Consider the following 11,940-nt stretch of genomic DNA (forward strand, 5'->3'; position numbering starts at 1 on the left):
TGCCGGTTCCGGCCGGGCTGGGCGGGATGCACAAGCTCACCGGAGCGTGCTTGCGGGCTGGACACCAGTCACGTGGAGGCGGGTCGACCCGCAGTCACTCGCTGCGGCATCACTGGGAAACGTGGAGCCGACAAGGGGACTCGAACCCCTGACCTGCTGTTTACAAGACAGCTGCTCTACCAACTGAGCTATGTCGGCGCGGCCGTTCGGCCACCCCCATCGTAGGCCCCGGTCGCCCGGACTGAAGCGACTGCCCCGCCTGATCGCCGGACTTGCCTCCGCGCGCGCCGAGAACCTGCCCACCCGTGCCCGAAGCAGTCGCCTCGCGGCCCGCGAACCCCTGGGTGCGGCGCCCGCGAGCCGTCCACCCGCCACTCGCTCAAGTGGCAAGAAAGCCACAAAGCGCCAGACTGGAAACGGAGGGTTGATCGGCGCTTGATCCGCCGCGGGGTTGCCACTCCACCGTGGGCCGGAAACGGCAGTTCAGACGCCGTTCATCCACCACTTTCACGACGCCGCAACGGCCCCATTTCGCCGACGCGACCAATCGTGATGGACGCCACGGATCAAGCGTGCAACGGTCGCCTGGACGACGCCGATGGACCTGCCGGACGGCGTAACAAGGCGCGGGACGAAGTGGGAGGTGGACGACGTGAAACTCTTGGCGAGGCAGCATCGTGTACGGGTGCCGGAGCAGACTGCTCCGCCTCAGCCCATTGGGCCACGGCTGCTCGACGAGGGGTCGATCCATTTCGCACTAGACACTGCCCTGCGCATCGGCGAAGTGCAGATGGCCACCGGCGCGGGTGCCTCCGACGTCACCGCCACCATTCTCGCGGTGACCGACGGATTCGGTCTCCCGCAGTGCGAGGTCAACGTCGTCGGCACGTCCATCACCGTCACCTGCCACCGCGGTTCGGAAGCCTCTCCCATCACCGCCGTGCGCGTCGTGCGTAGCCGCAGCATGGACTACACGCGGTTGAGCGAGACGGAAGAGCTGGTCACCAAGATCACCCGTGGGCGGGTCGACGTGCACACGGCGGCCAGTGAGATCAACCGGATCAACGAGGCGCCGCACCCGTACCCGCGGTGGGTTGCCACGCTCGCGCTGGGCGCCATGGCCGCGTCGATCACCGTGCTGATCGGCGGTGACCCGCTCACCGCGGCCCTGGCCTTCGTGGTCAGTGCGTTGATCGACCGGGTAGGTCGCATCCTGAACCGGCGCGCGCTGCCGCTGTTCTTCCAGCAGGTCGTCGGCGGCTTGATCGCGTCGCTGTTCAGCGTGCTGGCGCTCAGCAGCGACCTGCCGTTCGAGTCACCCAGCCTGGTCGCCGCCGCCGCGATCACGGTGTTGCTGTCCGGGCTGGGCACCGTCTCGGCGGTGCACGACGCCGTCACCGGCTACAACGTCACGGCGGCGGGCCGGACGATGGAAGTCATCATGATGACGGCGGGCTTGGTCACCGGTGTGGTGATCGCCCTGCAGCTGGCGTTGACGCTGGGCATCCCCAGGGCGCCGCTGCCCACGCTGCCCGGCCCGAGCGCCATCAGCCTGCCGGTCGAGATCGTGGCCGGTGCGGCCGCCGCGGGCTTCTTCGCGCTGGCCAGTTACGCCCGCCTGCGTGCGCTCCTGCTGGCGGCGACCGCAGGTGGCGTGGGCACCACGGTGTACAGCGTGCTCCGGCTGGCCGAGGCCGACAAGATCACCGCGACCGCGCTCGCGGCCGTGCTGCTCGGTTTCTGCGGTGGCGTGCTGTCGCGCCGGCTGCGCGTCACGCCGCTGGTGGTGGCGGTCTCCGGTATCACGCCGTTGCTGCCCGGTCTGCTGGCTTTCCGCGGCCTGTACGAAGCGGGCGTCGAACCGGGCGGCCAGCTCGGCACGCTGATGCAGGCCTTCGCGGTCGGGCTGGCTCTGGCCGCCGGCGTGGTGTTCGGCGAGTACCTGGCGCAGCCGGTGCGCACCCAGCTCGGGCGTCTCGAGCGGAAACTGGCCGGTCCACGCATGGCGGGCCCGCTGCGGCCGTCGCGCAGGAAACTGCAGTAAGCCCCGCTTCCAGCTCGGCCGCCGGCCCATCCGTGGCCGGACCGCTGCAGCCGTCGCACACGAAGTGCAGTAGGGCTTGTCGCGGGTCGGCGGCCGGTGCACGAGCGTCGGCCGCCGACCCGCATGCAGCGGCATCGGGCCAGGTCCGCGTGGGCAGTAAGTCCACCCGGACGCCGCACGATCGAGAGCCCGATCACAGAGTTCGCACAGTAGGCTGAAACATATGAGCGACCCCGATTTCGTCGTGGTGGCCAATAGGTTGCCGGTGGATCTGGATCGGTCGCCGGACGGCGGCCAGCGCTGGACGCAGAGCCCGGGCGGCCTGGTTTCGGCACTCGAGCCGTTCCTGCGGAGCCGGAAAGGCGCGTGGGTCGGCTGGCCCGGAGTACCTGATATCGAGGTCGAGGAATTCACCGACGACGGTCTGGTGCTGCATCCGGTGTCGCTCAGCGCCGCCGAGGTGCGCGACTACTACGAAGGCTTCTCCAACGCCACGCTGTGGCCGCTGTACCACGACGTCGTGCAACCGCCGGTGTTCGAGCGCCGGTGGTGGGACGCCTACGTGCGGGTCAACCAGCGCTTCGCGGAAGCGAGCGCGAAAGTGGCCGCGCAGGGTGCGACCGTGTGGGTGCAGGACTACCAGCTGCAGCTGGTGCCGTCGATGTTGCGGGAGCTGCGGCCGGATCTGCGCATCGGCTTCTTCCTGCACATCCCGTTCCCGCCGGTCGAGCTGTTCATGCAGCTGCCGTGGCGGGCCGAGATCGTCCGCGGCCTGCTCGGCGCGGACCTGGTCGGGTTCCACCGTCCCGGTGGGGCGCAGAACTTCCTGTGGCTGGCCGGTCAGCTGATCGGGCTGGAGTCCAGCCGCGGCTCGGTCGGCGTGCGCTCCCGGTCGGGCATCGTGCGCGTCGGCGACCGTACCGTGCGAGTCGGCGCGTTCCCCATTTCGATCGACTCCGCCGGGCTGGACTCCTTGGCGCGCAGCGCAGAGGTGACCAAGCGGGCCGCCGAGGTCCGCGCGTCACTCGGTGACCCGAAGACGATGCTGCTCGGGGTCGACCGGCTCGACTACACCAAGGGCATCGACCTCCGGCTGAAGGCACTGCACGAATTGCTCCGGGAAGGCACGGTCGACCCGGCCGAGGTCACGTTCGTGCAATTGGCCACCCCCAGCCGGGAACGGGTCGAGCACTATCAGCGCATGCGCGGTGACATCGAGCGATTGGTCAGCCGGATCAATGGCGAATTCGCTCGTGTCGGTCACCCGGTCGTGCACTATTTGCATCAATCGGTCGGACGGCCGGAACTTGCCGCGTTTTACCGGGCCGCCGACGTCATGGTTGTCACGCCACTGCGCGACGGCATGAACCTGGTGTGCAAGGAGTACGTGGCGTGCAAGCATGACCAGACGGGCGCTTTGGTGCTCAGTGAGTTCGCGGGCGCGGCAGCCGAGCTGACCAGCGCGTTCTTGGTCAATCCGCACGATCTCGACGGGGTGAAACGAACTTTGCACGCGGCGATCAACCTCGACCCGGCGGAGGGTCGCAGGCGCATGCGTGCGCTGCGTCGCCAGGTACTGACTCACGACGTGGATCGGTGGGCCCGCTCGTTCCTCGACGCGCTGGACGGCTGATAGAACGCGGGAGTTATGGTGCCGTAGCCCGGCACATTCTTGACCGTGAAAACCTTTCCTGGAGGGGCGTTGACCGCCGAGTCCCTACCCGCCGAACTGCGCAGAGCGATCGTGCATATCGCTCGCACGCCACGCTTGCTGGTGGCCTGCGATTACGACGGGACCCTCGCGCCGATCGTGGAGAACCCGGACACCGCGCGGCCACGACCGGAGTCGGTCGGTGCGCTGCGTTCGCTCGCCGCGCTGCACGAGACGACCACCGCGGTGATTTCCGGACGGGCGCTGCGCGATCTGGCCACCCTGTCCCGGCTGCCCGCGGAAGTCCATCTGATCGGCTCGCACGGTTCGGAATTCGACATCGGCTTCGTGCACGAGCTCAACGCCGAGGCCCGAGAACTGCACCGCAGGCTGGAGGCGGAACTGAACCGCCTGGTCGACGGCATCCCCGGCGTCACGCTGGAGATCAAACCGGCGAGCATCGCCGTCCATGTGCGGCAGGCGTCGGAAGAGGACGGCGCGCGGGTGATCGACGCCGTGCACGAAGGGCCAGGCAAGTGGGACGGCATCTCGGTCACCGACGGCAAGGCGGTGGTCGAGCTGGCCGTCGTGGCCACCGACAAGGGGCATGCGCTGGACGTCCTGCGGCACCAGGTCGGCGCGACCGCGGCCCTGTTCCTCGGCGACGACGTCACTGACGAGAAGGCGTTCACCCGGCTCTCCGGCCCGGACGTGGGCATCCACGTCGGCGAGGGCGAGACGTTGGCGCAGTACCGCATCTCCGACACCGAGGACGTCGCCACCGTGCTCGCGTTCGTGCTCGAGGAGCGGCGCCACTGGCTGTACGGCGAGCAGGCTCCGCCGATCGAGCGGCTGACCATGCTGGCCAACGAACGCTCGGTGGCCCTGGTGACACCGGACGCCCGGCTGACGTGGCTCTGCCACCCGGGCCCGGACGCACCCGCGGTGTTCGCCGATCTGCTCGGCGGCCCTGGCGCGGGGCATTTCAGCATCAAGCCGACCCGCAACGGCCTCCCACTCGGTCAGCGCTACCTGCCCAACACCATGACGGTGGAGACGCGCTGGTCCCGGCTGCTGGTGACGGACTACCTGGAGCCGGAGTCGGCCAAGCACCGGACCGACCTGGTGCGGGTGATCTCCGGCGACACCGAAGCCAGCATCACGTTCGCGCCGCGGCCCGAGTTCGGCGGTGTGCCGGTCCGGCTGGTCGCCGAACAGGAGGGCCTGCGTGTGCTGGGCACGTCGGAGCCGTTCGTACTGCGCGCACCCGGCGTGACCTGGGAAATCACTTCCGACGGGCTGCACGACACCGCGAAGGCCACCGTTCGGCCGACGCCGGACGAGCCGATCGTGCTGGAGCTGCGCTGCGGCACGACCGACCTGGGCCCGCACGACCTGCCCGAAGTGGACCGCAGGGCCCGCGCAGGCGAGTACTGGAGCAAGTGGGCGGCCGGGCTGAAGCTGCCGGGCGTCGAGACCGAGCTGGTGCGCCGGTCCGCGCTGACGCTGCGCGGCCTGTGCGACGCCGAGAGCGGGGGTGTCCTGGCCGCGGCCACCACTTCCCTGCCCGAGGAGATCGGCGGCGTCCGCAACTGGGACTACCGGTACTGCTGGATCCGCGACGCGGCCATGACCGTGCGCGCCCTGGTTTCGCTCGGTTCGACCGAGGAGGCCGAGGGCTACCTGCGGTGGCTGCACGGCGTGCTGAGCCAACTGGCCGGCCCGGAACGCCTGCACCCGCTGTACACCGTGGCGGGTACGCAGCTCGGCGCCGAGGCGGTCATCGACTCGCTGCCCGGCTACGCGGGATCCCGCCCGGTGCGCGTCGGCAACCTGGCCAACCACCAGGTGCAGCTCGACGTGTTCGGCCCGGTGGTCGAGCTGATCGCCGACCTGGCCGAGGTTCGCGGCGATCTGCGCGACGAGGACTGGCAGCTGGTGCGCGCCATGGCCGAGGCGGTCAAGCGCCGCTGGAGCGAGCCGGACCACGGCATCTGGGAAGAGCGGCACGTCCCGCGGCACCGGGTGTACTCGCGCGTCATGTGCTGGGTGACCATGGATCGGGCCGTCAAGCTGGCCGAGCGCTACGGCCGTGAGATGCCCTCGGCGTGGCCGGAGCTACGCGACACGATCGCGGCCGATGTGCTGGAGAACGGCTGGAACGACGAAGTGCAGGCGTTCACCACCGCCTACGACGGCACGGACCTCGACGCGGCGTCGCTGTTCATCGGGCTGTCCGGGTTGATCGACCCGTCCGACGAGCGGTTCCAGTCGACCGTCACCGCGATCGAAGGGGAACTCCGCAGCGGCTCCACTGTCTACCGCTACCGGCGCGACGACGGCCTGCCCGGCAACGAGGGCGGCTTCCACCTGTGCGCCGCGTGGATGGTCGAGGCGTACCTGCTCACCGGGCGGCGAACCGAGGCCGAGGAGCTCTTCCAGCAGATCGTCGACTGTTCCGGCCCGACTGGCCTGCTGCCCGAGCAGTACGACCCGATCGCGGAGCGCTCGCTGGGCAACCACCCGCAGGCGTACTCGCACCTCGGGTTGATCCGCTGCGCGATCCTGCTCGACCAGTAGTCCACCGCGGGCCACGACCCGGCCCCGAGCGCCATGGCGCCTGTACCTGCCGGCCGGCGGGTGCGGGCGCCATTTTGCTGCGTGCACCGCGGCGTGCTCGCCACCGGCCGGAGGCCGAGGAATGAGCGCGGTCGTTCGCCACCTCGAATCCTCTCCGACGATGCGGGCCGCCTGCGCAGGGCACTGCACGCCGCGGCCTCTCCGTGCGCATCGACATTGGCCGAGCCCCTCGGCACGCGCCTGAGGGCTGGTGCCGCCGACTACCTCAGCCGCCGGCACCGCCGGCCGACGGCGCTCAGCTGAACGCCAGCTGCAGTGCGCTCGGCAGGTCGGGAATCTCCTTCACCGTCATCCCGTCCGGAGCCGGACCACAATCCGGCGGGATGAGCGCGTGCGTGAACCCCATGCGCTGAGCCTCGGCCAGCCTGCGCTGCACGCCGGTGACCCTTCTCAACTCACCCGCCAGTCCCACCTCCCCCACAGCAACGATCCCGCTTGGCAATTCCGCTTCGCTCACCGACGACGCGACCGCCAACGCCACCGCCAGGTCCGCCGCCGGTTCGGTCAGCCGCATGCCGCCCACCGTGGCGACGTAGACATCCCGCTCGCCGAACCGGATCCGCGCATGCTTCTCCAGCACCGCGAGGATCATCCCGATCCGCGACGAGTCCAGCCCGCTGGCCGCCCGCCGCGGCGTGGGCAAGGACGACGTGGTGACCAGCGACTGCACCTCGGCGAGCAGTGGCCGCTTGCCCTCCACCGTCACCGTCACCGCCGTCCCGGCCACCGGATCTCCCCGCCGGTTCAGGAACAGCCCCGACGGGTCCGCCACACCCACGATGCCGTCGTCGCGCAGCTCGAAGCAGCCCACTTCGTCGGCCGGCCCGAAGCGGTTCTTCACCCCACGGACCATCCGCAACGTGGAGTGCTTGTCACCCTCGAAATGCAGCACCACGTCGACCAGATGCTCGAGCACCCGGGGCCCGGCCACCGAACCGTCCTTCGTGACGTGCCCGACCAGGATCACCGGCAGGGCTCGCTCCTTGGCCAACGCCACCAGCGCCGCCGCCACGGCCTTCACCTGCGTGACACCGCCGGGCGACCCCTCCACCTTCGGCGACACCATCGTCTGGGCCGAGTCGACGATCAGCACTCCCGGCTGTACCGCGTCGACATGCCCCAGCACCGCGGACAGATCACTTTCCGCCGCCACGAACAGCGACTCGTGCAACGCGGACGTGCGCTCCGCCCGCAGCCGCACCTGCCCTGCCGACTCCTCACCCGTCACATACAACGCGCGCCCGCGGCTGCCTGCCCAGCGCTGGGCGACCTCCAGCAGCAGCGTCGACTTCCCGACCCCGGGCTCGCCTGCCAACAGCACCACGGCGCCGGGAACCAGACCGCCGCCCAGCACCCGGTCCAGCTCCGCGACCCCGGTCGGCTGGGCCCGCGCGGAATCAAGATCGACGTCGACGATCGGCCGGGCAGGCGACGACGGCGCGCCCGCGGCCACGGTGGCCAGCGCAGGGTTGGGCACACCGCGCTCCTCGACGGTCCCCCACGCCTGACACTCCGGGCAGCGGCCGACCCACTTCGCGACCTCGTATCCGCATTCCACACAGCGGTAGCCGGCGCTTTTCTTCCCCACGACCCGCACCGTAGCGGGCGGCCCCGACATTTTCGGCAGCGGCGCGCTACCGCGTCTCGTCTTGCGCCCGCATCGCGTGCGACACCGCGTTGACGTACTCGGTCACCGGCCGCGAGAACTGCAGGGCGATCCCGGCAACCGACAACGCGACGGCGACGAGGTCCAACACCGCGTAAACCGACGCGTAGGTGTCGTCGGAGCTCATCCCGATCCAGCTGTAAGGCAGCACCATGACCCACAGCACGACCGCGGTGACCACGCACACGACGCGGCCGGACTGCCTGCCCTTGACGACCCCGAACGACCCCCACGCGTGCAGCACCGCGGCGATCGCGGGCAATCCGGCGTAACTGTCCGGGGTCTCCGGCACCACCAGGCCGCCGATCACCGGGACCCACAGCACCGCAGCGATGACGGCGCAGATCCGCGCCTGCGCTGCCTGGGCCGGCCGGTTGGCGCGCAATTCCTCGACGCTGGACACGCGCGCGAGGCTAGCCTCACGGTCCAGCGCGGATATATCCCCGACGGAGTCGTGACCGGGAGGATCAGTGCTCGGACTCGGCGGCCTCTTCGGTGCGCACCTTCTCCGGCGCCTCGATCGGCACCCGCAGCTTCAGCGCGCCCGACTCCCGGAACATCAGCGTCATCTCGACGACCATGCCCGGGTACAGGTTCTTCTTCAGGCCCTTCAGCGTGACGGTGGCCGTGCCGACGTCACCGGCGTCGGAGCCCGCGTCCTCCTCACCGGCGGGCTTCGGCGGCTCCATGCCCACGTACAGCGCGCGCTGCGACGGGATGACCGAGTCGCCCTTGACGTCCACGCTCGCGGCGTCGGTGGTGCTGATCTGCTCGAGCTCGTCGGCCGTCGCCCCGTTGTTGGCGATGGCCATCTTCAGCGGAACGTCGGAGCCCGTTGCCCAGTACCCGTCCTCCGGGTAGGCCAGCGCTGCGTTGTTCACATGCAACGCGCCCACCTGCGCCTGGTCACCGTTGACGGCGGCCAGCTGGGTGTCGGTCTGCGTGATCTGACCGGCACCACAACCTGCCGTGCCGGTCACGACGGCGGCGAGCGCGAGCGTGGCGAAGCCGAGCTTCACCCGGCGCTTACCGGAACTGCTGGGCATACCGGAATCCTTTCGTGTCCCGCAAGCCTGCGCCAGCAAGACTATCTCGGCGTGCGCGCGGGCCGAACTCCGGCCGTTACTCCGCCCGCGCACAGTCCACAATGGACTGTGACGCCGAGTACTTTCGGCCCCCGCCACTACCTGCGTGAGCACACCGACCGCGGGTTTGTCAACCCCCACCACGGGCCCGATCAGGGCGCTGACCTGCGACGACGGACACGGGGCGCTATCGAGGGCACCGTTGCGCGTGCTAACATGGAGGAAGCGAAAGGGGCAGAGGACACATGGTTTTCAAGGTCGGAGAGACCGTCGTCTACCCGCACCACGGTGCAGCACTCATCGAAGCGATCGAGACTCGCGTCATCAAAGGCGAGGAGAAGCAATACCTCGTTCTCAAGGTCGCTCAAGGTGATCTTACGGTGCGCGTCCCCGCCGACAACGCCGAGATCGTCGGTGTGCGTGATGTCGTCGGCCAGGACGGGCTCAATCGCGTATTCGATGTGCTGCGTACTCCCCACACCGAAGAGCCAACCAACTGGTCTCGTCGGTACAAGGCCAACCTGGAGAAGCTCGCCTCCGGCGATGTGAACAAGGTGGCCGAAGTGGTGCGCGATCTCTGGCGGCGTGAGAAGGACCGTGGCCTGTCCGCCGGCGAGAAGCGCATGCTGGCCAAGGCGCGGCAGATCCTGGTCAGCGAGCTGGCGCTCGCTGAAGGCACGGACGAGGAGAAGGCCGAGGGGCTGCTGGACGAAGTCCTGGCCACGGCCGACGAGACGTCCGACGCCAAACCGGTCGGCGCCGGCATCGACAGCTGAGCAGTTCTTTCCTTGCCCGGTCGGAATGGCCGGTTGAAGGTCGTTGCGCTGGTACCTGCCGCCGGGCGGGGTGAACGCCTCGGCGCGCACGTTCCCAAGGCTCTGGTTCCCGTGGCCGGGACACCCCTGGTCACCAGGGCCACGCGCGGGCTTCTCGATTCCGGGGTGGTGGACGCGGTCGTGGTGGCCGCGCCCGCGGATCACCTCGGCGATTTCGAGTCCTGTCTGGCGGAATTCGGTGACCGGTGCAGCGTCGTCGCCGGCGGGGCGGATCGCACGAGTTCCGTGCGGGCGGCCCTGGAATCAGTAGCCAGCGGCGCGTTCGACGCCGTCCTGGTGCACGACGCCGCGCGAGCATTCACACCGCCGACGGTTCCGTGCGCGGTGATCGAAGCGCTTTCCGGCGGCGCACAAGCAGTGGTGCCAGTGCTTCCGCTGGCGGACACCGTCAAACAGGTGGATGCCGACGGCGTCGTCACGGGCACGCCGGATCGCAGTTCCTTGCGCGCGGTGCAGACACCGCAAGGTTTCGCCGAGCCCTTGCTGCGTCGCGTGCATGCGAGTGCGCCGGGATCGGCGACCGACGACGCTTCCCTCGTCGAGCGGGTCGGTATCCCCGTCGCTACGGTGATGGGCCATCCCCATGCCATGAAGATCACCACCCCGTTCGATCTGCAGATCGCCGAGAAGATCCTGGTGGAGCAGCCATGAGTCCACGCATCGGCCAGGGCGTCGACGTGCACGCGATCGAAGCGGGCCGGGAGTGCTGGATCGCGGGGATTCGCTGGGAAGGGGTGGACGGCTGCGCCGGGCATTCCGACGGCGACGTCGCCACCCACGCACTGATCGACGCGATGTTGTCCGCCGCGGGCCAGGGTGACCTCGGCCAGCTGTTCGGCACCGGCCGCGCCGAGTACGCCGGAGCCTCCTCCGTGCGACTGCTCGAGGAGGCGCGCGTGCGCGTGGAGTCGGCCGGCTGGCGGTTGAGCAATGCCGCGGTGCAGGTCATCGGCAATGCGCCGCGTATCGGCACCCGCAGGCAAGAGGCACAAGAGGTGCTGTCGAAGGCCGCGGGCGGCCCGGTCAGCGTCTCCGGGACGACCAGCGACGGGCTCGGGCTGACCGGTCGCGGGGAAGGCATCGCGGCCGTCGCCACCGCGCTGCTGGTGCCGGTGGAGTGACTCCCCGCCGCGAACATCAGTGACGGCGGCCCGGCTCCCAGTGAGCGCGGCCTGGCCCCACCACGGGCACCTGTGACAGCGGCCAACCTCCCCACCGCGGACACCTGTGCGACATGATTTTCACCGCGGACATCAGCGCGGCCTGACTCTCCCCGCGGACATCAGTACCGTGGCCGTCGTGACGATTCGTGGGGTGTTGTTCGATTTCGCAGGCACACTGTTCAGCGCCGAACCCAAGGTCGACGACCTGGCCGGGATCACCGACGTCGAGGGCAACGAGCTGACGCCGGACGCGTTCGGCGAGCTGGTCCGCAAGGTGATCTCCCCGGTGCACGGCGTCGCGCTGGACGGAGAGTTCGCGCACGCGTGGCAGAACCGGGACCTCGACCCCGAACTGCATCGCAAGGCCTTCGTGGAGGCGATTCGCCGGGCGGGCGTCGTCGCGGAAGAACACGCGACGGTGCTGTACGAGCGGATGATCGACACGTCCGGTTGGACGCCGTTCGACGACGTGCCCGAGGTCTTCCAGCTCCTTGCCGAGCGGGACATCCCGATCGCCGTGGTCAGCAACATCGGGTTCGACATCCGGCCCGCGTTCACCGCCACCGGAGTCGACCAACACGTGACGGAATACGTTCTCAGCTACGAGCACGGCGTGGTCAAACCCGACCGGCGGATCTTCGAGATCGCGCTGAAAGCCATCGGCGTCGAGGCCGAGCACGCACTGATGGTCGGCGACAGCCAGCACGCCGACGGCGGCGCGCTCGCGCTGGGCATGCGATTCAGCCTGGTCCCGCCGACGGCTCCGGAGGAGCGGCCGACGGCCTTGCGGGACGCGCTCGCCGCGCACGGCCTGTAGTCCGAGGCCCGGGGACACTTCGGAGCGTCGACGGCTCG

10 protein-coding genes and 1 tRNA gene are annotated in these 11,940 nt (G+C 69.5%); 7 read left to right on the forward strand and 4 right to left on the reverse strand.

Annotation, left to right across the window (positions count from 1 at the left end):
* Window positions 1-122: 122 nt before the first annotated feature.
* A tRNA-Thr gene (locus tag YWM_RS0104345) sits at window positions 123-198 on the reverse strand.
* Between the two features lie 454 nt (window positions 199-652).
* Between YWM_RS0104345 and YWM_RS22180 the strand changes: the two genes are divergently transcribed.
* The 3 genes from YWM_RS22180 (at window position 653) to otsB (ending at window position 6,275) form a co-directional block, all read left to right on the forward strand.
* Window positions 653-2,044, forward strand: coding sequence for a threonine/serine exporter family protein (locus YWM_RS22180; protein WP_425426476.1), 1,392 nt, complete (start codon window positions 653-655; stop codon window positions 2,042-2,044).
* A gap of 223 nt (window positions 2,045-2,267) precedes the next feature.
* Window positions 2,268-3,677, forward strand: a complete 1,410-nt coding sequence (locus tag YWM_RS0104355; protein ID WP_028849681.1) for an alpha,alpha-trehalose-phosphate synthase (UDP-forming) — start codon at window positions 2,268-2,270, stop codon at window positions 3,675-3,677.
* Window positions 3,678-3,746: 69 nt separating this feature from the next.
* Window positions 3,747-6,275: a trehalose-phosphatase gene (gene otsB, locus YWM_RS0104360; protein ID WP_028849682.1), complete on the forward strand. Its 2,529-nt coding sequence runs from the start codon at window positions 3,747-3,749 to the stop codon at window positions 6,273-6,275.
* 295 nt (window positions 6,276-6,570) lie between these two features.
* Here the strand turns inward: otsB and radA are convergent, their stop codons facing one another.
* The 3 genes from radA to YWM_RS0104375 form a co-directional block, all read right to left on the reverse strand.
* Entirely contained in the window at window positions 6,571-7,923 is a 1,353-nt protein-coding gene (radA, locus tag YWM_RS0104365) for a DNA repair protein RadA (RefSeq protein ID WP_028849683.1), read from the reverse strand.
* 46 nt (window positions 7,924-7,969) lie between these two features.
* On the reverse strand, window positions 7,970-8,404 hold the full coding sequence (locus tag YWM_RS0104370; protein ID WP_028849684.1) for a hypothetical protein: 435 nt from the start codon (window positions 8,402-8,404) through the stop codon (window positions 7,970-7,972).
* Between the two features lie 64 nt (window positions 8,405-8,468).
* Window positions 8,469-9,047, reverse strand: coding sequence for a copper chaperone PCu(A)C domain-containing protein (locus YWM_RS0104375; protein WP_052344547.1), 579 nt, complete (start codon window positions 9,045-9,047; stop codon window positions 8,469-8,471).
* 284 nt (window positions 9,048-9,331) lie between these two features.
* Between YWM_RS0104375 and YWM_RS22185 the strand changes: the two genes are divergently transcribed.
* The 4 genes from YWM_RS22185 to YWM_RS0104395 all read left to right on the forward strand — a co-directional run bounded on the left by YWM_RS22185 (window position 9,332) and on the right by YWM_RS0104395 (window position 11,902).
* Window positions 9,332-9,862, forward strand: coding sequence for a CarD family transcriptional regulator (locus YWM_RS22185; protein ID WP_052344548.1), 531 nt, complete (start codon window positions 9,332-9,334; stop codon window positions 9,860-9,862).
* A gap of 33 nt (window positions 9,863-9,895) precedes the next feature.
* Window positions 9,896-10,573 carry a 2-C-methyl-D-erythritol 4-phosphate cytidylyltransferase gene (gene ispD, locus YWM_RS0104385; protein WP_028849686.1) on the forward strand — a complete coding sequence of 226 codons (678 nt, stop codon included), beginning with the start codon at window positions 9,896-9,898 and terminating at the stop codon, window positions 10,571-10,573.
* Window positions 10,570-11,043 (forward strand): 2-C-methyl-D-erythritol 2,4-cyclodiphosphate synthase, encoded by a 474-nt coding sequence (ispF, locus tag YWM_RS0104390; protein ID WP_028849687.1) that lies wholly within the window; start codon window positions 10,570-10,572, stop codon window positions 11,041-11,043. The genes ispD and ispF overlap by 4 nt, the downstream gene beginning before the upstream one ends.
* A gap of 178 nt (window positions 11,044-11,221) precedes the next feature.
* Window positions 11,222-11,902: an HAD family hydrolase gene (locus YWM_RS0104395; RefSeq protein ID WP_028849688.1), complete on the forward strand. Its 681-nt coding sequence runs from the start codon at window positions 11,222-11,224 to the stop codon at window positions 11,900-11,902.
* The last annotated feature ends 38 nt before the right edge of the window (window positions 11,903-11,940 follow it).

The organism is Thermocrispum municipale DSM 44069 (genome assembly GCF_000427825.1).
GTDB lineage: Bacteria > Actinomycetota > Actinomycetes > Mycobacteriales > Pseudonocardiaceae > Thermocrispum > Thermocrispum municipale.

What these genes read in the sequence shown, in the direction of transcription:
- YWM_RS0104375 (WP_052344547.1), bottom strand. Translation starts at nt 9,047, where the DNA reads ATGCCCAGCAGTTCCGGTAAGCGCCGGGTGAAGCTCGGCTTCGCCACG.
- YWM_RS0104355 (WP_028849681.1), top strand. Translation starts at nt 2,268, where the DNA reads ATGAGCGACCCCGATTTCGTCGTGGTGGCCAATAGGTTGCCGGTGGAT.
- ispF (WP_028849687.1), top strand. Translation starts at nt 10,570, where the DNA reads ATGAGTCCACGCATCGGCCAGGGCGTCGACGTGCACGCGATCGAAGCG.
- YWM_RS22185 (WP_052344548.1), top strand. Translation starts at nt 9,332, where the DNA reads ATGGTTTTCAAGGTCGGAGAGACCGTCGTCTACCCGCACCACGGTGCA.